Raw genomic sequence first — 19,927 nt, 5'->3', positions numbered from 1 at the left:
ACGCCCGCTCCGCGGGCTACTCGATCAGCATGCAGCGCTTACACGGAGCATCAGCGTGCAGCCCGTGCAGCGCATGCTGACGCGCGCAGCGCATGCAGCGCGTGCAGCGCGTGCAGCCCGTGCAGCCCGTGCAGCCCGTGCAGCCCGTGCAGCCCGTGCAGCGCGTGCAGCCCGTGCAGCGCGTGCAGCGCGTGCAGCCCGTGCAGCGCGTGCAGCGCGTGCAGCGCGTGTAGCCCGTGCAGCGCGTGCAGCGCGTGCAGCCCGTGCAGCGCGCGTCAGCACGCGCCCGCACATGCTGGTCGAGTAGCGCGCAGCGCGTATCGAGACCCGGCCCGCCAGACGGTGGAACTCGACGCCCCGCTCCCCGCGCGGCTGGGCCGGCGCCCGGAAGCCGCGTGCGCCGGAACCGCCCGGCACGCTACGCTCATTACTCAGCCAGCTGACTAATCGAGGAGTGCCATGACCGCCACGACATCCCCCACCCGCGCGGACCGGATCCGGCAGTCGACCGTCGCCGTCAGCGCCGTGCTCGCGGTGATCGGCTCGTTCATCGGCTCGGGAGCAGCAGGCGGCACGCAGATCCAGGACGCCGCCGGCGGTGCGCTGTCCGCGTCCTCGACGCCGGTCGCGCCCGACGGACCCGCCTTCGCGATCTGGAGCGTCATCTACGCCGGCCTCCTCGGCTACGCGATTTGGCAGTTCCTGCCGTCGCAGACCACGCGCACCCGCCACCGCCGGCTCGGCTACTGGGCCGCCGCGAGCCTCCTGCTGAACGCGGCGTGGATCCTGGTCGTGCAGGCCGGACTGCTCGCGCTCAGCGTCGTGGTGATCGCACTGCTCCTCGCCGTGCTCGCGCGGATCTTCATGCTCCTGCGCAGCACCCGCACCGGCGGCGTCGTCGACGCGGTCCTCACCGACGGCACGTTCGGCCTCTACCTCGGCTGGGTCTGCGTCGCGACGGTCGCCAACGTCACGGCCGGCCTCGTCGGCGCGGGCATCGGCAGCGCCGACGGGCCCGGCGCCGCACCCTGGGCGATCGTCGTCCTGATCGTCGCCGCACTGATCGGCGTGCTGATCGCCATCACCGGACGCGGCCGGATCGCTCCGATGCTGTCGCTCTGCTGGGGCCTGGCCTGGGTCGCGGTCGGCCGCTTCTCCGGCGAGCTCGTGTCGATCCCCGCCGGCATCGCCGCGCTGATCGCTGCGGCCGTCGTGCTCGTGGCGACGCTCCTGCTCCGTGTCACCGCCGCCCGCCGTACCGGCACCGCGCGCGTCGCCGCGGCCTGACGCCCCCGCTCAGGCGGGCGGGAACGCGCGGCCGACCGCCTGGCGCAGCAGCGTCCGCCGGCGCTCGTGCTCCGACGCGGCCTCCTCCGCCGTGGCGGCGTAGACGTTGCTCACCGGCGACCAGGCCATCGACATCGCGATGACCAGCGCCATCACGTCGAACGGGTCGGCCGCGACGCCCACCGTGCCGTCGGCCTGAGCGGCGCGGATCGCCTCGAGCTTGCCCTCCTCGCGCACGCGCGCCTCGTCGTCGGCGACGAGGTGGCCGGCCGGGCGGCGCTCGAGGCGCGCCCAGGTGGCGAGCCGAATCAGATCGGGGCGGCGCAGGTACTCGTCGTAGAGGCGGACGGCCCAGTCGCCGAGGTCGGTCGGGTCGATCGGCACGACGTCGACGATCCGGTCGAGCGACGCCTCGAAGACCGCGTCGAAGAGCAGCTCCTTGCTGGTGAAGTAGGAGTACAGCTGCGCCTTGTTGCTGTGGGCCTCGGCCGCGATGCGGTCCACCCGCGCGCCGGCGATGCCGTAGCGGGCGAACTCGGCGGTGGCCGCCGCCATGATCCGCGCGCGCGTCGCCTCGCCCTTGCCGGTGGCCGGTGTCGCTCCCATCCCTCGAGACTACCGACCAGTCTGTTCTCCGACGCTCGCCAGTGCTAGCGTCAACAAAACAAACCGGTTAGTAGAAACGAGCGCACGATGACCAGCACCACCGCCTACGCGGCCACCGCCGGGGGCGGCCTCGCGCCCGCCGTCATCGAGCGGCGCGCCCTCCGCCCCGACGACCTCGCCGTCCGCGTCGACTACTGCGGCGTCTGCCGCAGCGATCTGCACGCCCTCCGGACCCACGCCGCACACTCCGCGCACTCCGCCGACCCCGCCGCCGACCCCGGCCCGCTCGTCCCGGGTCACGAGTTCGTCGGCGCAGTGCTCGGCGTCGGCGCGGCCGTCACGGCGTTCTCCCCGGGCGACCGCGTCGCGGTCGGCAACATCGTCGACTCCTGCGGCGCGTGCGACATGTGCACGGCCGAGCAGGAGAACTTCTGCCGAGAGTTCCCGACCCTGACCTACGGCGGCACCGACCGGCACGACGGCAGCACCACACTCGGCGCGTTCTCGCGCGAGTACGTGGTCCGCGACCGCTTCGCCTACCCGCTGCGCGCGCACTCCGTCGGCCCCGGCTCACGGGTCGGCGTGGTCGGGCTGGGCGGCCTCGGCCACCTCGCCGTGAAGCTCGCCCGGGCGCTCGGCGCCGAGGTGACGGTCTTCACGACCTCCGCCGCGAAGACCGCCGACGCCCTCGCGCTCGGCGCCACCCGGGTCGTCGTCTCACAGGACGAGGAGGCGATGGCGGCGCAGCGCGGACGCCTCGATCTCGTCCTCGACACCGTCTCGGCCCCGCACGACCTCGCACCGTACCTGCACGTCCTCGCGCTGGACGGCGCACTGAGCGTCCTCGGGATGCTCGCGCCGGTCACCGTGGACGTCACCGACCTGCTGATCGGACGCAAGAGCCTCACCTCCGGCGGCAGCGGCGGCACCCGCAGCACCCGCGAGCTGCTCGCCTTCTGCGGCGAGCACGGCATCACGGCGGACGTCGAGGTGCTGCCCTCCGCTCAGGTGGGCACCGCACTGGAGCGTCTCGCCGCGAACGACGTCCGCTACCGCTTCGTCCTCGACCTCGCGGACCTCGACGGCGCCGATCCCGCCCCAGCAGACTGACTGCCGCCCGCCGGAAGACCGCCGGAGCGCCATCTTCTTGAGGCGGGGAACCCAGCCCTCGAGGATCGACGGATGTTCCTCGGTCATCGAACGCACAGCGTCCGCACCCCGTTAACGTTGATCGCCCCGGCGCGCCGACGCTCTCGCGTCCCGTCCGGGGCATACGTGAAGAACGGTACCAGGATCCGGAGATCCACTCCGGCCCCGGACGCCGGATGACGCCCGTCGACCCGGCGACTCTGCCGAACCTTCCAACGGTCATCGGGAGCGATCGCCTGGGCCCGTACCTCGCCTCCACCGGCGACCTGGCCGCCGCGCTCCGGCTCTACAGTTGGAACATCGAGGCGAGCGCCGCGATCCTCGGAGCGAGCTCCGCCCTCGACGTCGGTGTGCGCAATGCGATGCACCGAGCACTTATGGCGCACTGGGGACGGGAGTCGTGGTGGGACGTCGCGCCGCTCCGGGCGAACGAAGGCGATCAGGTCCACGACGCGATCCGCTTCCTCGACCGGCGTCGCGGCGCGGGACAGTGGTCGGCCGGCCATGTTGTCGCTGAGCTGAGAGCGTCGTTCTGCGAGGGGCTCCTGGTGAACCGCTACCACCGCGCGCTCTGGGAGCCCGCACTCGCGCGCGCGTTCCCCTTCTTCACCGGCCGCCGAGGCGACCTGCACGCGCGCCTGGAGCGGCTGCGACTGCTCCGCAATCGAGCCGCACACCACGAGCCGGTACATGCTCGGGACCTGATGGTCGACCACCGATACCTGTGCGAGCTGGCGCAGTGCATCGACGACGACCTCGCCGCCTGGATCCGGAGCCACTCCCGGCTGCCCGACATCGTCGCCGCGCGCGCCGACACCGTCGCGGGCCAGCGGCCCACCCGGTTCTGAGAAGGCCCTTTGCGCGTCCACTCGGAACGCCTCGAGTCCGGCCCCGCGTCAGGCCCGCGCCGACGCCGCCGCGCGCGCCAGTGCCGGGCCGTGCGCCGCCAGCACCAGGTCGCGCACCGCCGTCACCGGCAGCGATGCGGCGCCGGCCGGCAGCAGGTCGGCGTCCGAGGTCAGCACCAGCGGGGTGTCCGCCGCCGACACCGGGAGGCGGCCGTGCGTGCCGCGCACCAGCGACGCGTCCAGCGGCACGAGGTTCATCGCGTAGCGCAGGCCCAGGGCCTTCTTCGCGAGGTTGCCGGCCGCCTTCGCCTTCACCAGCTTGTCGGCGGGGTCGAAGAACAGCTCCGCCGGGTCGTAGCCGGGCTTGCGGTGGATGTCGACGCCGCGCGCGAAGTCCGGCGCGCGGTCGTCGTCGAGCCAGTAGTAGTAGGTGAACCACGCGCCCGGCCTCGCCACCAGCACCAGCTCGCCCGAGCGCTCGTGGTCGAGGCCGTACCGCGCCTGCGCCTCGCGGTCGAGCACCTCGTCCACCCCGTCCAGCGCCTCGAGCAGCGATCGCACCCGCGGCAGGTCCGCCGCGTCCGGCACGTAGATGTGCGCGATCTGGTGGTCCGCCACCGCGAAGGCGCGCGAGGTCCACGGGTCCAGCTGCTCGCGGCCGTCCTGCACGTACACCTCGAGCAGACCCTCGCGCCGAAGCGCCCGGTTGACGTCCACGGGGGTGTCCGCCGCCGCGATCCCGTACTCCGCGACCACGACGACCGACGCGCCGAGCGCCGCCGCGTCGTCGAGCAGCGGCGCGAGCACCACGTCGAGCTCGGACGCCGCCCGCCGCGCCTCGGGCGAGTCCGGCCCGAAGCGCTGCAGGTCGTAGTCGAGGTGCGGCAGATACGCCGTGGTCAGCTGCGGCGACCCGGAGCCGTCGCCCGCGAGCACGTGCCGGGTCGCGTCCACCATCCACTGCGTGGAGCGCAGCGACGCGGTCGGCCCCCAGTACTGGAACAGCGGGAAGGCGCCCAGCTTCCCGACCAGCTCGTCGTGCAGGGCCGGCGGGCGGACGTAGGCGTCCGGCGACTTGCGGCCGTCGGCGTGGTAGATCGGCCGCGGGGTGACCGTGACGTCGGTCGTCGCTCCCATCGCGTACCACCAGCCGATGTTGGCGGCGCGGTAGGGGTCGCCGTCGGACAGCCGGCGAGCCGTCTCCCAGACCTTCTCCCCCGTCACCAGGCGATTGTGCTGGCGCCAGAGGTGCACCTCGCCGAGGTCGCGGAAGTACCAGCCGTTGCCGACGATCCCGTGCTGCGCGGGCATCGTGCCGGTGAGCATCGACGACTGCACGCTGCAGGTGACGGCCGGGAGGATCGTGTCCAGCGGCAGCTGCCCGCCGGCCCGGGCGAGCCGGGACAGCCGCGGCATGTCGGCGAGCGCCGTCGCGGTGAGGCCGACCACGTCGAGCAGCAGGACGGGCCTCACAGCGCGACCTCCTCCGCGACGAGGGCGGCGACCGGGACGGCGACGACCGGTACAGGCTCGGCACCCGCCGCCAGCACCGCGGCGCGGGCCGGGGCGGTCAGCAGGTGCTCCGCCGCCCAGGCCAGCTCCGCGCCGATGCCGACCGACAGATCGCTCGGCGCGTCCGCGAGCACCGCCCAGGTGTAGGTCTCGACGTCGAGGTGGATCTCGTCGTACGGCCAAGCGGTGTCGACCGCGGAGACCGCCTCCGCCAGCACCGCGGTGGTCGCCGACAGCGGCGCGGCCGGGCGGTGGTGCAGCGGCACGTGGAAGTGCACGCGCCACGGCCCCTCCCCGGGCAGCGTGTCGAGCGCCTCCGGCAGGTCGTCGACGCGCAGCACCCCGCCCGCGCCGTTCTCGCGGGTCTGGTGCAGGTAGCGCTTCTCCACGAACGCGCCGACGGCGGCGCGGGCGGCCGCGTCCGCCGGGTCGGCGACGTGCAGCGCGGCCGAGGCCTGCACCTTCACCACGCGCAGGCCCGCGTCCCGGATGCGCCGGACCGCCGCAGCGGGGTCGGCGAACGACACCGCGAGGTGGCAGGTGTCGAGGCAGACACCGACGTAGGCCGGGTCGACCAGGCCGATCCGCGGGTGCAGCCAGGCGACGACGTCCTCGACCGTGTCCAGGATGCAGCCCGGCTCGGGCTCGATCGCCAGGCGGATCGCGTGCCCGGTCGAGCGCCGCAGCTCGCGCAGCTCGTCGACCAGCCGCGCGAGCTGCCGGACCGCGGCCGCGTCCTGCTCCGCGCCCCAGCCCTCGCGCCAGCCCAGCGGCAGCGTCGAGATGCTGCCGTCGGCGCCCGCGGGCAGCAGATCCGCGAGGATCCGCGCGCAGTCGATCGTGTAGGCGAGGCGCTCGGGCGTCGTCCAGTCGGGCCGGTAGACGTCGAGCTTCACCACCTCGGCGTGGAAGGCGGCGTAGGGGAAGGCGTTCAGCGTCCGCACCTCGAGGCCGTTGCGCTCGAGCGCGGCGCGCAGCACGGCGCGGTCCTCGCGGCTGGCGACCAGCCGGGCGGCGAGGTCGCGCGGGATCCACAGCCCCACGCCGACGGTGTCGAGCCCCGCGGCGACGCGGGCGGGCCCGGCGTAGACGTCGAGCTGGCGCACGACGCCCTCGAGGTCCTCGGCCGGGTGGACGTTGGTGCAGTAGGAGAGGTGCATCAGACGACCTCCGCCACGCGCGGCGCGCCCCGGAGGATCGAGTTGCCCTCGAAGCTGCGCCCCATGGCGTCGACCGCGTCGAAGCCCGGGATCGGGTCGAGGTTCAGCCGTCCGCTCTGCCCGTAGAAGTCGATCGGGTTCTGCCAGAGCAGCCGGTCGACCTCGGCGGCGCTGAAGCCGGCGACGAGCAGCAGGTGCCCGGTCTTCGCGGTGGTCAGCGGATCGGAGCGGCCCCAGTCGGCTGCGGAGTTGACCAGCACGCGGTCCAGGCCGATCCGCTCGACGAGCGTCACCAGGCGGGTCTCGTCCATCTTGGTGTCCGGGTAGATCGAGAAGCCGAGCCAGCAGCCGGAGCCGAGGACGAGGTCGACGGTCGTCTCGTTGAGGTGGTCGACGACGACGAGGCCGGCGTCGATCCCGGACTCGGCGACGACGTCGAGCGTCTGCTGCGTGCCCGCCGCCTTGTCACGGTGCGGGGTGTGCACGAGCACGGGCAGGCCGTGGTCCTTCGCCAGCTCCAGCTGGTGGCGGAACACCGCGTCCTCCTCCGCGGTCAGCGAGTCGTAGCCGGTCTCGCCGACCGCGACGACGCCGTCCTTGGCGAGGTAGCGGTCGAGCTCGGGCAGCACCTCGCGGCAGCGCGGATCGTTCGCCTCCTTGGGGTTGAGGCCGATCGTGCAGTGGTGCCGGATGCCGTACTGCGCGGCGCGGAAGCGCTCCCAGCCGATCAGGGCGTCGAAGTAGTCGGTGAAGGAGCCGACGCTGGTGCGCGGCTGGCCGAGCCAGAACGACGGCTCGACCACGGCGCGGACCCCCGCGTCGTGCATCGCCTGGTAGTCGTCGGTCGTGCGGGAGGTCATGTGGATGTGCGGGTCGAAGATGCGCATCGTCGCGCCTTTCTCGTGAGGGGTCGTGGGGTGTGCGGGGCCGGCGGTCGTGTCGGGGGACGCGCCGGGGTCCCTCAGCTCGGCAGGAGCACCGCCAGGTCGTCCGGCACCGTTCGGCCGGCGGCGCGGCGCTCGTCGGCGAAGCGGCCGGCCATCGCGGCGAGCTCGGGGTCGCTCCGCCGCTCGAGACCGGAGACGGCCGCGAGCGGGACGCCGCAGAAGACGAGCTTCAGCACGCCGTGCCGCCAGGCGTGCGCGTCGAGGTGCTCCTCGGCGAAGCGGCCCATCGCCGCGGCGACCAGCCGGGTGTCGTTGGCGCGCAGGGCGTCCGCGATCAGCTCGCGACCGGCCGCGACGAGCGGCGCGCCGGTGCGGCCGGCGGCGGTCAGCGCGTGCAGGCCGACGAGCACGCCGCGGCGCTCGGCGTCGTCGCCGCCGCGGTAGAGACGGAGGAGCAGCGCGGCGAGGTCGTCGTCGTCGAGCGCCGAGGCGGCCGCCGCGATCAGCGCCGAGCGCGCCGCGTCGTCCTGCGTGCCGTGCACGAAGCCCTGCGGATCCGTGTCCGGGCGGAGCGGGGCGCGGCCGGCCTCCCGACCGGCGGCCGGGAAGTATCGCTCGATGCGCCGCGGCTGCTCGCGCAGGACGGCGCAGGCGCCGGCGGTCCAGGGGTGCTGCGGCGACTCCGCCCCAGTCCCCCGGGTCCGGATCGCCGCCCGCATCGCCGCGAGACTCGCGACCGCGAGGCGCGGCGCATCGTGCGAGTGCCGCGGCAGCTCCACGGCGGCGATCCCGCGGTAGCCGATCTCCTCGAGCGTCGCGAAGGCGGCCGCGAGGTCGAGCACGCCGGTGCCGAGCTCGAGGTGCTCGTGCCGCTCGGGCAGCATGTCGTCGACCTGCACGTTCACCAGCAGGCCGGCCGCGCTGCGGAGGGCGCCGACGACGCCGTCCGGCTCGACGACCACGCAGTGGCCGAGGTCGACGGTGAGACCGAACGCCTCCGGGTCGCCGAGCTCGCGCCGCAGCAGCAGCGCGTCCGCGACGGTCTCGACGAGCATGCCGGGCTCCGGCTCGAAGCCCAGCCGCACGCCGTAGCGCTCGGCCTCGGCGACGACGCCGAGCATCCGCTCGACCAGGAGCCGCCAGCCGCGGGCGCGCTCCATCCCCTCGGGCAGCACGCCCGACCAGAGCGAGACCGCGTCGGCGCCGAGCAGCGCGGCGATCTCGATCGCGCGGTGCAGGAAGGCCAGGCGCGGCCCGGCCTCCTCGTCGACCAGGGTCGGCCGGTGCTTCGCGAACGGGTCGAGGAGGTAGCGCGCCCCGGTCTCGATCACCACGCGGAAGCCCAGCGCGTCGAGCCGTGCGCGCAGGGCGAGGGTGCGCTCGCGGACGTCGTCGGCGAACGGGTCGAGGTGCGGGGTCCCGAGGGTCAGCGCCACCGCCCGGTAGCCGGCGACGTGCAGGACGGTCAGGGTGTCGTCGAGGGTGTGGTCGGCGAAGCCGTTGGTGCCATAACCCAGGACGGGACCGGCGCCCAGAACGGGATCGGCGCTGTCCTGCATGCTCTGCTCCTGCCCGCTCATGTGATGTCCGCCGAGACCCTCGGGCGCCGCAGCACGACGGCCCCGAGCGCGTCGAGCCCCAGCAGGGCCGCGCCGAGCTCGGGCCGCTGCAGCCCGGCGAGCGCCGCCTGCAGCGGGACCATCCCCGCGATGCCCGAGCGGGTGGCCGTCCGGGCCGAGGACGCGTCGGGCGTCCGCACGGCGCGCAGCTGCGGGACAAGCACGAGCGCGATCCAGCGCGCGATCGCGACGGCGACGACCGCGCCGATCGCCGGGCCGCCCTTCGCGCGGACCGCCATGACGCCCAGCGCGAGGGCGAGCGCGGCCGTGCCGGTCGCCGCCACTCCCGCGATCGCCGGGCGGGTGCCGTGCACCTCGCCGCGCGAGAGCACGGTCACTCCGAGCGTGTGCGCCGCGACGGCGGCGGAAGCGGGAGCCGCCGCGCGCACACCGCCCGCTCCCGCACCGAGCAGCACGTCGAGCCCGCGGCAGGCCGCCATCACGACCGGCCCGAGCGGAGTCGGCTTGGCCATCAGGTCGTACGACCAGATGCTCGCCGCGAGCGGCACGCTGAGCAGGAGCGAGCGACGCCCGTCGACCAGCGCCGCGACCGCGATCCCCGCGCCGGTCAGCCCTGCGGCGAGCCCGAGTGCGGCGCCGCGCCGGATCCGCCCCGACGGGATCGGCCGCTCCGGCCGCTCCTCCGCGTCGAGCTCCGCGTCGGCGTAGTCGTTCAGCGCCATGCCCGCGGAGTAGAGGAGCGCGGACGCGAGCGGCAGCGCGACCGTGCGCACTCCGGGCGCCCGGCCGGCCCACGCCGCTCCGGCCACCGTGTCGCCGAGCACCGAGAGCGCCGCCTTGGCGCGCACGAGCTCGAGCCAGTCGCGCAGCTCAGCCATGGCGGATCGGTCCGCCCGCCACGAGCGAGCGCTGGGCGACGGCCGCCCCGGTGCGCGCCGACCAGGCGACCAGCTCGGCGGTCTGCTCCGCGAAGCCGTGCACGTCGCTCCCCCACGGGTCCTTGAAGAAGAAGCCCATTTCGGCGACGGGCCCCGAGATCCCGGCCGCGTCGGCGAGCGACATCAGGCGCGCCAGGTCCAGGATCAGCGGCGCGGCGAGCGCCGAGTCGTACGCCGACCAGATGGTCTGCACCGTGATCCGCGAGCCGAGGAACCCCTCCGCGTACACGTGGTCCCAGGCGGTCTTCACGTCGCCGAGGTCCGGCACGTTGTCGATGTGCAGCGGAGTGACGACCTCGTCGCCGAGCAGGCTGCGGAGCCCGCGGTTCTTCGAGACCAGCTTCGAGCGCACCGCCTCCGGGTCGGCGAGGGTCTGCCCGTCGCCGCCGCCGAGCAGGTTCGCGCCCGCCCAGGACAGCACGCGCATCCCGCGCGCCGTGAACATCGGCGCGAGCACGCTGCGGAGCAGGGTCTCGCCGGTCTTGCCGTCCTGTCCCGCGATCGGGATCCCCGCCTCCGCGGCCCACTCCTCGAGCGCGGGCAGCGCCAGCGCGGTGGAGGGGGTGAAGCAGACGTAGGGCGAGCCGGCGGTCACCGCGGCGAGCGCGCTGATCGAGCTCGGCGGCAGCACGGTCTCGCCCGGCCGGGCGAGCGCGGCGCGCAGGGCGGCGAGGTCGTGGAACTCCGGGCGGTCCTGCGGCAGCACCTCGGTCGAGGCGACGTCGATCACGACGACCCGGGCGAGCGCGTGCCGCTCGCGGAACTCGACGATGTCCGCCGCCTGGCGGTCGATCTCGTCCTGCTGCGAGCCGCCCTCGACGCCGAAGGAGCGGCGGATCTCGCGGTCGGTCGCGTCGAGCCGGTCGGCGACCTCGGCGACGACCGAGGTCGGGAACATCCCGCCGGCCGCCAGGCCCATCGCCTTCTCGAGCAGCGGGGTCGACGAGACGTCGTGCCCGCCGATCACGATCGCGTCGAAGCCGGCGAGCGGGACGTCCTCGAAGGCCGGGGTCGCGGTGGCGCAGCCGTTGCTGGGCGCCGCGCCCGAGGCGATGGCGTGCAGGCCGACGGCGGCCGTGGTGGCGACGCTGCCCCGGGCTCCGATCAGCCAGAGGCCGATGCGCTCCTGCTGCGGGGCGCGGTCAGTGGTGGGGGCAGTGCCGGTGGTGGTGGACGAGGTCATCGTTCTCTCCTGTCTGTGGACTTCATGAGGGGGACGTCATTCGGGGTCTCACTGCGCGTCGAGATTGCGTCACCTCGCGGCGACTGCTTTCCTCAGGTGTGCCGAGCCGCCACCCGACCTCCCGAGCAGTCGCCTGCCGTCGCACGGACGACGTGTGCACGACCGGCGGGCGCTGAGCGTGGGCGTGCGGGCCGGCTCGCAGACCGGCGACCTGCTGCGGCTCTTCGCCGACGGCCGTCCGCGCACCCGCGCGGAGCTGGTCGAGGAGACGGGACTCGCCCGCACGGCCGTGATGACGCGGCTCGACCTGTTCTTCGAGCTGGGCCTGATCACGCACCTCGACCGCGCGCCGTCGACCGGCGGCCGCCCGTCGGCGCGGCTGGTGTTCGATCCGTCGGTCCGCGCGTTCCTGACCATCGACCTCGGCGCGACGCACTCGACGATCGCGCTGACCGACTTCGACGGCCGCATCGTGGTCGAGCGGCGCGAGGAGCTCGACATCGCGCAGGGCCCGATCCGGGTGCTCGACCACGCGCTCGACGTCTGCGACGAGATCCTCGCCGATGCGCATCTGGCGCCCGAGGCGCTGGCCGGCTTCGGCCTCGGCGTGCCCGGCCCGGTCGAGCACGCGAGCGGCCGCCCGGTGCGCCCGCCGATCATGCCCGGCTGGGACGGCTTCGACATCCCGGGCTACATCCGCCGCCGCGTCGACACCACCGTGCTCGTCGACAACGACGTGAACCTTCTCGCCCTCGGCGAGCGCGCCTCGCGCTTCCCGCACGCGCAGGACCTGATCTTCGTGAAGATCAGCACCGGCATCGGCTCGGGCATCGTCTCCGGCGGCGTCCTGCAGCGCGGCGCGCTCGGCGCGGCCGGCGATCTCGGTCACGTCCAGGTGCCGCGCACCGCTCCGGAGGCGGCGGACGGCCGCGACGGCGACCTCGAGGCGCTCGCGAGCGGCGGGGCCCTGGTGCGCGCACTGGCCGAGGCGGGACGCGACGTGCACTCGGTCCGCGATCTGCTGGCGCTCCTGCGCGACCGCGACCCGGAGGCGATCGAGGCGGCGCGCCTCGCGGGCCTGCAGATCGGCGAGGTCCTGGCCACCTGCGTGAGCCTGCTGAACCCGTCGGTGATCGTGCTCGGCGGCAGCGTCGCGCTCGCCGCCCCGGAGATCCTGGCCGGCGTGCGCGAGGTCGTCGATCGGCGCTCCCTGCCGCTGGCGACCCAGCGCCTGCACGTGGTGACCGCCGAGCTCGGCGGCAGCGGCGGTGTCCGCGGCGCGGCGCTGATGCTCCGGCAGCACCTCCTCGGCCCGAGCAACGTCGACGCGTTCCTCGAGCAGCTCCGCGAGCAGAGCCTCGCCGAGCGCTGAGCCCTCGCCGAGCACTGAGCCCTCGCCGGCGACTGGCGCCCCGGCGACGACGGAGGTCAGGAGCGCACCCCCGCCCGGCCGGTCGCGGAAGGGTCGGTCGCGGACGGGTCGGGCGCTGCCGGGTCGGTCGTCTCCCGCGAGATGCCACTTGTGGGCTCGACACGCCGCGACTCCTCGTCATAAGTGGCATCTCGCGGAGTCGTCGAGGCGCTGGCCACCGCGGCGGCGACGGCGGCGTCGATCCGCCGCTGCTCGCCCGCGGCGCGGCGGCGGCGGCGCACGACCGCCAGCACGATCAGCCCGATCAGCAGCGCCAGCAGCACCAGCGCGCTCCACGGCACGGCCGCGGTCGAGGCCTCGGAGGAGACGGCGGCGACCTCGGGCACGGCGGCCGGGTCGGCGGCCTGCCCCGCGAAGTCGGCGGTGACGACGGTGCCGGTCAGCGCGATCCGGGCGGTCGCGACGAACAGCGGCCAGACCCCGGCGACGGTGACGCTCCGGCTGGTGGAGCTGCCCGGGAGCAGCTCGGGCAGCGGCTCCGGATCGGTCGCGGCGACGCTGCCGAGGCCGAGGAGACCGGAGACCGCGAGCTCGGCGCCCGGGGCGAGGCGGGTGTTGCCCGCGTTGGTGACGGTGTAGTCGATGGTGGTCGTGCCGGGAGCGAAGGGGTTCCACTCGCCCTGGTACGAGACGGCGAGGCCGTCGACCGAGAGGCGCGGGGCGAGGTCGCCGCCGACGCGGAGGTACATCCGCGAGCCGAGGCGGCGGTCGACCGAGACCCCGGTCTCGCCCTGGACGAGGATCGAGGAGACGACGCCCGCGGCGTAGTCGCCCGGCACGGCGTCGGCCGGCACCTCGAGCTGGAACGGGATCTGCACGCTCTCGCCCGCGGGGACGACGACGTCCGGGGCCTCGAAGGAGATCCAGCTGCCCAGCTGGGTGGACGGCTCGGCGGCCGGCAGCAGATCGAGCTGCCCCGCCTCGGTGATGAAGCCGTCGGAGCCGTAGACGCGGAAGGTCTGGTCCTCGTCGTCGTAGTTGGAGACGATCAGCGCGTCGCTCAGCTGCCCGCCCGGCTCGAGGGCGTAGGCGTAGTTCGGCCGGTCGCTGCCCTGCTCGGTGTCGGCGGGCCGCACCCCCCAGGTGACGGCCGAGCTCGCCTCCTCGGCGAGGGCCTGCGCCGGCAGCGCGGCGGCCCCGAGCCCGACGACGAGCAGGACACCGAGCGAGCGGAGTGTGGAGCGGAACATCATCGTCCAGCCTTTCGAGGGGGTGGGTCCCCCGCGAGATGCCACTTGTGCACGCGACACGCCGTGTCAGGCGTGCACAAGTGGCATCTCGCGGAGGAGAGAGGAGAGGGAGGGGGCGACCGGCCGCGTCAGCGACCGGCCGCCCGGGGTGGCTAGCCGAGCGCGGTGAGCGTCAGCGTCGCCGTGTAGGTGCCGGTTCCGACCGACAGCGGGAGCTGCAGGTCGAGGTCGGCGCCGAGGACCGAGGATCCGGTCGGGTGCCCGGCCGCGGCGGAGCCGAGGACGCGAGCGGTGGCGAGGCCCTCGCCCGAGACGAACCCGGAGACGACGGGGGCGCCGGCGACGGCACCGCCCTCGTTCTCGAGGACCTTCGGGGTCCAGCCGAGGTACTTGCCCGAGACCGTCTGGTCGCCGGCGCGGAAGTCGCTGATCTGAGCGGTCACCGACCACTCCGGTCCGGACAGGCGCGAGTCGGTCACGCGGACCGGCACGAGCTCGCCCGACGCGGCGAAGTGGTCGCCCTGCTCCTCGGCGACACCGAGGTTCACCAGGTTGCTGGTGCCCTCGAGGCTCCAGGTCAGCTCGCCCTCGCGCGCGTCCGGCACGATGACCGCGACGGCCTGGTCGCCCTGCGCCGCAGCGCCGGCGGCCGTGCCGGTGAAGTCCCCGTCCACTCCGGCGGCGGTGTTGCCCGCGCCGAAGTTGACCGCCGGAGCGTTCTCCGCGAGCGTGATCCGCCCGCCGACCGTCGAGCCCGCGAGCTGGACGTTGCCGGAGTTGCCCGAGAGCACGAGGTTCCCGCCGACGGTGTTGCCGAGCGCGGCCGCGGAGCCGTCCTCGTTCGCGCCGAGGAGCACGCCGCGCGAGGATCCGCTGACCGTCAGCGAGCCGCCGACGATCGCGCCGCCGACGCTCACGCCGAAGTCGCTGCCGGCGAAGGTCGCGTCGCCGCCGACGCTGGTGCGCGCCACGTCGACGTAGTTCGCCGCATCGGTGCTGACCGAGCCGTCGACCGAGACGTCGCTGAGCTCGACGTCGATGCCGCCCGCCTCGACCATGCCCGCGACGGTGAGGTCGCGGAGGTAGAGGAAGCCGGCGCGCGAGCCCTCGGAGAACGACACGACGTCGCCGCCGACGCTGGTGCCGTCGATCGAGATGCCGTACGCGTCCGTGCCGATGACGTCGCCCTCGATCGTCGCCGAGGTGGCGTCGAGCCAGGCGTCGTCGCCGACGGTGATCGAGCCCTGCACCACGACGTTGCCCAGCACGCAGGTCTCGCCGGCGGCGACGGTCAGGTCGCCCGCGATCGTCGTGTTGCCGAGCTCGGTCGTGCAGTCCGTCGTCGCCGCGAAGGCGGACGGCGCGGCGACCATCGCGAGGGAGGCGGCCGCGAGGACCGCCGTGGTCGTCTTCCACTTCATGGGGGTTCTCCTCGGTGCGCCGGTGCGCGTGGTGGTGCGGGGAAGGGAGGCGCCGGCGCGGCGCGAGGACTCAGCCACGGAGAGCCTCGATGGCGTCGTAGCTGCGCGCGGCGTTGCCGAGCGAGTTCACCGGGTTGGGTGCGACGGCCTGGGTGGGCGCGGTGTCCTGCTCCCAGACGCCGTAGCGCTGGCCGCGGTCGCGCAGCTCCGACAGGAACGCCTGGTACGGCAGGTTGCCCGCGCCGAACTCGATGATGTCGTAGCCGTTGGTGTTGGCGTTGTTCGTCTTGCCGTCCTTGAGGTGCAGGATCGGGTAGCGGCGCGGGTTGCGCTTGATGTAGTCGAGCGGCTCGAAGCCCGGGTAGAGCTTCTTGCCCACGTAGGCCCAGTAGACGTCCATCTCGAGGAACACGTGCTTCGGGTCGGTGTTGTCGTAGAACACGTCGTAGAGGCGCGTCTTCGGGTCGTCCGAGCCGAAGGCGAACTCGCCCGCGTGGTTGTGCTGGTAGAGCTTCATGCCGGCGGCCGAGACCTGCTGGCCCCAGGCGTTCCACTCGTCGGCAGCGGCGCGGTAGCCCGCGACGGTGTTGACGTTGGTCGGCGCGTTGCCGGTGCCGAGGTGCGGGGTGCCGAGGATCTGCGCGATCTCGATCTGCTTCCCCAGCTCCGAGCGGAGCAGGTTGGTGCCGACGTGCGAGCCGACGGCCCGCAGGCCGTTGTCGTCGAGCAGCTGGCGGATCTCCTGGGGGGTGATCGCGCCGACGTTGCCCTGCGTGTAGCCGGCGAACTCGATCTCGCTGTAGCCGATGCGGCCCAGCTCCTCGAAGACGGCCCGGAAGCCGATCGACGAGACCTTGTCGCGGACGCTGTAGAGCTGGATCCCGATCCGGTTGATCGGGACGAGCCGGTTGGCGCCGGACGAGGGGGCGGGAGCGGCGAGGGCGCCGGGCGCCAGCGCGCCGGCTCCGACTCCGACGGCGACCGTGGAGGCGGCGAGCGCCGTCATCAGCGCGCGTCGGCTCATCGGCTTCGCCGTGATGGATCCGTGGTGGTGGTGCATTGTCTCTCCTTCGAAACGGAACATGCAGATGGATCAGGGGGGGCGGCCGGCCCGGGCTCTCGGCGCGAGCCGGCCGGTCCCGCCGCGGCTACTGCTGGACGGTGAGGTTCAGCAGGCTGGACGCGGCGTTGGTGTTCGCCGTGGCGGTGTGGGTGACGGTCAGCTTGTAGCTGCCCGCCGCGAGCTTCGGCAGGGTCACGACGACCTTCCCGTTCTCGTCGAGGGTGCCGGTGAGCATCGCGACGGTGGCGAGGTTCCTCTTCACCATCACGGTGACCTGGCCGGTCCCGGCGACGCCGGTGGACGTCGTCGACTCGACCGAGACCTGCGCGCTGGCGCCCGGCTTGACCGGGTTCGGCGAGACGGTCGCGGTGAGCACGGAGTCGGCCTTCGACACGATCAGGCGGGCGGTGCCGGCCGACGCCTTGAAGGTGCCGTCCGCTCCGTAGGCCGCGCGGAAGGTGTGCGTCCCGGCCCCGAGCGTCTGCGGCAGGGCGATGGTCGCCTTCCCGCCCTCGAGGGCGCTGCGGCCGATCTCGGTGTCGCCCTCGTAGAGGACGACCTCGCCGCCGGGGGTGCCGCCCTGACCGGAGACGGTGACCGTCGCCGATCCGGGGGCGCCGAAGACGACGCGCGGGGCGCCGAGCGCCACGGTCGTGGTCGAGTCGACGGTCGGCGCGTTCCCCGCGGCGAGGTCGATCGTGAACGAGACCGTGCCGACCGCGGAGACGTTGCCTCCGGTGTCGGTGGCGCGGTACTGGACCGTGCGGGCGCCGTTGGTGGTGAACGGCACCGAGTAGGCGCCGTTCGCGGCGCGGACCGTGGTCCACGTCGTCCCGTTGTCGACCGAGTACTGCACGCTGGCGAGCGCGCCGTTGTCGGCCGCCGCCAGGTTCAGGTTCACCGCGCGGTTGTAGACGCCGCCGACGCCGGTGGGCGCTGCGGGGTCGAGGGTCGCGCTGACGGTCGGCGCCGTCTTGTCGCCGGCACCCGCACCCTGGAAGGTGAGGGAGTCCAGCGACAGGCCGGAGGGCGAGGTCACGTAGAGCGAGCCGGTGCCGGTGGGCTGGCCGGAGAACGGCACGAGGACGTCCTGCCAGCCGGCGCCGGCGGGGATGGTCGCCGTTCCGAAGGGCGCCGCGTCGGCGGCGTTCCAGCGGAGGTCGACGGTGCCCTCGCCGGTGGCGCGGACCACGACGCCGGTCAGGTTCGCGAGGTTCACCGGATCCCAGCGCAGGAAGGATCCCGCACCGAGTCCGCTGACCGCGTTGCCGCCGCTGGCAGTGGTGTCCGCGTAGGGCAGGACGCCCTCGCGGGCGGCGTGCTCCGCCTCCTGCGTCTTCGGGTTCAGCCGCAGCGTCGCCTCGGCCGCGGCCGGGGGCAGTCCGTTGTAGCCGGCGTCCGTGTAGGTCACGACGACGGTGCCGTAGAGCAGCGCGCCGGGGCCGTGCTCGGGCGAGTCGGCGGACGTCGGGAACGCTCCCGTGGCACCGGTGCCGGTGACCTCGGGGTGGGCGTGCTCGTCGTGGCCGAGACCGTAGGTCCAGCCCACGCGGCTGCCGACGATCTGGTCGCCGTCCTCCGCGTCACGGCCGGTCACCCGGTAGGGGATCGCGTCGCCCCACTCGAAGAACGAGCCGTTGCCGGGCGTCGTGATCTCGATCTGCGGCGCCTGGTTGCCCACCGAGATCACCCGGGAGGTGAGGCTGAACTTGCCCTTGGCGTCGGTGACGCGCAGGCGGGCCGTGAACTGGCCGAGCTCGGTGTAGGTGTTCTTCGCGGTGACGCCCGTGGCGTCGAAGGTGCCGTTGCCGTCGAAGTCCCAGTCGTAGGTGAGCGCGTCGCCCTCGGGGTCGGAGGATCCCGTGGCGTCGAACGTCACCTCGAGCGGCGTCTCGGAGGCGGACAGCGGCGTCGCGGTGAAGCGCGCCTGGGGGGCCTTGTTGCCCTCGGCGTAGTCGATCCGGTACAGGCCGGCGTCGGGGTTGGCGCGGAAGAAGCCGTCGCCGTACTCGAGCACGTACATCGACCCGTCGGGGCCGAACTCCATGTCCATGGGGTTGTCGTGGATCGGCTGCGCGGCCTGGGTGAGCGCCGCGTTGGGCAGGAAGTCCTCGATGTGCGTGACCGCGCGGTCGTCATCGAGCGTGAACGCCGCGATGTAGTCCTGCGAGAACTCGCCGAAGAAGGTCTTCTCGTTCCAGTAGGCCGGGAACTTCGACGTCGAGGTGTTCTCCTCGTCGAAGTGGTAGACCGGGCCGCCCATCGGGCCCTGGCCGGTGCCGGTGCCGAAGTTCACGAGCTCGTCGAACGGCTGGTCGCCGGGGTTGTCGCCGTAGTAGACGGTCGCCGGCGTGGCCGCCGGGATGTCCACGAGGCCGGTGTTCCAGCGCGAGTTGTTCTTCAGGTTCTGCGGGTCGAAGAAGCCGCGGGGCGTCGCCGTCTCGAAGTTCCATTCGTTGTACGGCAGGTTCGGGCCGTGCACGTAGGGCCAGCCCGAGTTCTGCGGCTGGTCGAGACCGGTCGCGTTCCACTCGACGAGACCCATCGGGCCGCGCACGCCGTCGGCCGCGGCGGCCTTCGTCGCGTCGGGACCGTAGTCGCCCCAGGAGAGGGTGTTCGTCTCCGCGTCGACGTCGATCTTGAACGGGTTGCGCACGCCCATCACGAAGATCTCGGGGCGGGTCTTCTCGGTGCCCACCGGGAAGAGGTTGCCCTCGGGGATCGTGTACGAGCCGTCCTCCTGGACCGTGATCCGGAGGATCTTGCCGCGCAGGTCGTTCGTGTTGCCCGCACCGCGACGCGAGTCGAAGCCGGGGTTCATGCCGGGCGCGTCGTTGTTCGGCGCGAAGCCCGCGGCACCCGGAGCGCTCGCCGGCGTGTTGTCGCCGGTCGAGAGGTACAGGTTGCCGTCGGCGTCCCAGTCGAAGTCGGCGCCCACGTGGCAGCACTGCCCGCGCTGCGCCTCGACTTCGATGATCTTCTGCTCGCTCGCCAGGTCGAGTCCCGAGCCGGTCCACTTGAACCGGGAGAGGCGGTTGACGCCCTTCCACTGGTCCCAGTAGCTCTCGTCCTCGCCCGCGGGGAGCATGTTCGGGGCCGCGCCGGTCGGCGTGCCGCTCTGGGGCGCGTAGACCAGGTAGACCCACTGGTTCTCGGCGAAGTCGGGGTCGACGCCGACGCCCTGGAGTCCGTCCTCCGAGTTCTGGTAGACGGGGATCGTGGCCACGACGCGCGTGGTGCCGGTCTTCGGATCGGTGTGGCGGATCTCGCCGTTCCGTGCCGTGTGGAGGACCGACTTGTCCGGGAGGACGGCGAGGTCGATCGGTTCGCCGACGTTCTTCGTCAGCAGCACCTTCTCGTAGTTGCTCCAGTCGAGCGCGGACTCCGCGCCCGGCTCCGAGCCGTGGTCCACTCCGTCGTGGGCCGAGGCGGGCAGGCCGAGGGCGGTGAGTCCGGAGACCGTCACCATCCCGGCGATGCCGAGGGCGAAGAGAGACCTGATGCTTCTCTTCGTGGATCGCTTACCATTCATGCGTGATGTGATTCCTTCAACGAGGTGTTCATCGCAGAGGCCGGATCCGTCTCTGTCCGCACGACGTGCGGATCCGGTCTCCTCTGGTCGGCCCGTGGGCCGATGTCTTCGTCGTCGCCTCCTCTCGCGGGATGCTGTC

General features: G+C 73.4%; 16 protein-coding genes. 5 read left to right on the top strand and 11 right to left on the bottom strand.

The genetic code is table 11. The annotated features are described in order from the left end of the window. The first annotated feature begins 92 nt into the window (after positions 1–92). On the top strand, positions 93–233 hold the full coding sequence (locus tag EDF36_RS21115) for a hypothetical protein (protein ID WP_185020340.1): 141 nt from the start codon (positions 93–95) through the stop codon (positions 231–233). Between the two features lie 226 nt (positions 234–459). Beyond that, positions 460–1,287, top strand: coding sequence for a tryptophan-rich sensory protein (locus EDF36_RS02765; RefSeq protein WP_123731798.1), 828 nt, complete (start codon positions 460–462; stop codon positions 1,285–1,287). Positions 1,288–1,296: 9 nt separating this feature from the next. Here the strand turns inward: EDF36_RS02765 and EDF36_RS02760 are convergent, their stop codons facing one another. Beyond that, positions 1,297–1,893 (bottom strand): TetR family transcriptional regulator, encoded by a 597-nt coding sequence (locus EDF36_RS02760; RefSeq protein WP_123731797.1) that lies wholly within the window; start codon positions 1,891–1,893, stop codon positions 1,297–1,299. 87 nt (positions 1,894–1,980) lie between these two features. Here EDF36_RS02760 and EDF36_RS02755 point away from each other — a divergent pair, with 87 nt between their 5' ends. Beyond that, positions 1,981–3,003 (top strand): NAD(P)-dependent alcohol dehydrogenase, encoded by a 1,023-nt coding sequence (locus EDF36_RS02755; protein WP_123731796.1) that lies wholly within the window; start codon positions 1,981–1,983, stop codon positions 3,001–3,003. 215 nt (positions 3,004–3,218) lie between these two features. Then, positions 3,219–3,890: a hypothetical protein gene (locus EDF36_RS02750; protein ID WP_123731795.1), complete on the top strand. Its 672-nt coding sequence runs from the start codon at positions 3,219–3,221 to the stop codon at positions 3,888–3,890. A 48-nt stretch (positions 3,891–3,938) separates the two neighbouring features. On the opposite strand, the gene EDF36_RS02745 is transcribed toward EDF36_RS02750, so the two are convergent. The 6 genes from EDF36_RS02745 to EDF36_RS02720 form a co-directional block, all read right to left on the bottom strand. Beyond that, a complete protein-coding gene (locus EDF36_RS02745; RefSeq protein WP_123731794.1) occupies positions 3,939–5,363 on the bottom strand; it encodes an alkaline phosphatase family protein in 1,425 nt (474 codons plus the stop codon). Then, on the bottom strand, positions 5,360–6,562 hold the full coding sequence (eboE, locus tag EDF36_RS02740; protein WP_123731793.1) for a metabolite traffic protein EboE: 1,203 nt from the start codon (positions 6,560–6,562) through the stop codon (positions 5,360–5,362). Before eboE ends, EDF36_RS02745 begins: the two co-directional genes overlap by 4 nt. Next, positions 6,562–7,449 (bottom strand): TatD family hydrolase, encoded by an 888-nt coding sequence (locus EDF36_RS02735; protein ID WP_123444625.1) that lies wholly within the window; start codon positions 7,447–7,449, stop codon positions 6,562–6,564. Before EDF36_RS02735 ends, eboE begins: the two co-directional genes overlap by 1 nt. Before the next feature lie 74 nt (positions 7,450–7,523). After that, positions 7,524–9,008: an EboA domain-containing protein gene (locus tag EDF36_RS21710; RefSeq protein ID WP_123731938.1), complete on the bottom strand. Its 1,485-nt coding sequence runs from the start codon at positions 9,006–9,008 to the stop codon at positions 7,524–7,526. Between the two features lie 17 nt (positions 9,009–9,025). After that, on the bottom strand, positions 9,026–9,907 hold the full coding sequence (locus EDF36_RS02725; protein ID WP_221181592.1) for an SCO3242 family prenyltransferase: 882 nt from the start codon (positions 9,905–9,907) through the stop codon (positions 9,026–9,028). Beyond that, positions 9,900–11,150, bottom strand: a complete 1,251-nt coding sequence (locus tag EDF36_RS02720) for an inositol-3-phosphate synthase (protein WP_123731792.1) — start codon at positions 11,148–11,150, stop codon at positions 9,900–9,902. The genes EDF36_RS02725 and EDF36_RS02720 overlap by 8 nt, the downstream gene beginning before the upstream one ends. 154 nt (positions 11,151–11,304) lie before the next feature. Between EDF36_RS02720 and EDF36_RS02715 the strand changes: the two genes are divergently transcribed. Continuing rightward, a complete protein-coding gene (locus tag EDF36_RS02715; protein ID WP_260300490.1) occupies positions 11,305–12,522 on the top strand; it encodes an ROK family protein in 1,218 nt (405 codons plus the stop codon). A gap of 56 nt (positions 12,523–12,578) precedes the next feature. Here EDF36_RS02715 and EDF36_RS02710 read toward each other — a convergent pair whose 3' ends face one another. The 4 genes from EDF36_RS02710 to EDF36_RS02695 all read right to left on the bottom strand — a co-directional run bounded on the left by EDF36_RS02710 (position 12,579) and on the right by EDF36_RS02695 (position 19,788). Next, complete coding sequence (locus EDF36_RS02710) at positions 12,579–13,772, bottom strand: hypothetical protein (RefSeq protein WP_148059952.1); 1,194 nt, start codon at positions 13,770–13,772, stop codon at positions 12,579–12,581. A 152-nt stretch (positions 13,773–13,924) separates the two neighbouring features. Next, positions 13,925–15,193: a hypothetical protein gene (locus tag EDF36_RS02705; protein WP_123444620.1), complete on the bottom strand. Its 1,269-nt coding sequence runs from the start codon at positions 15,191–15,193 to the stop codon at positions 13,925–13,927. Between the two features lie 70 nt (positions 15,194–15,263). Further along, positions 15,264–16,253, bottom strand: a complete 990-nt coding sequence (locus EDF36_RS02700) for a sugar phosphate isomerase/epimerase (RefSeq protein WP_243585986.1) — start codon at positions 16,251–16,253, stop codon at positions 15,264–15,266. Between the two features lie 88 nt (positions 16,254–16,341). Beyond that, complete coding sequence (locus tag EDF36_RS02695) at positions 16,342–19,788, bottom strand: PQQ-dependent sugar dehydrogenase (protein WP_123731790.1); 3,447 nt, start codon at positions 19,786–19,788, stop codon at positions 16,342–16,344. Positions 19,789–19,927 lie beyond the last annotated feature (139 nt).

This window comes from Rathayibacter sp. PhB152 (genome assembly GCF_003751395.1).
GTDB lineage: Bacteria > Actinomycetota > Actinomycetes > Actinomycetales > Microbacteriaceae > Rathayibacter > Rathayibacter festucae.
Note: the sequence above shows the minus strand (reverse complement) of the source record. Positions and strands in the feature narration are given on the sequence as shown.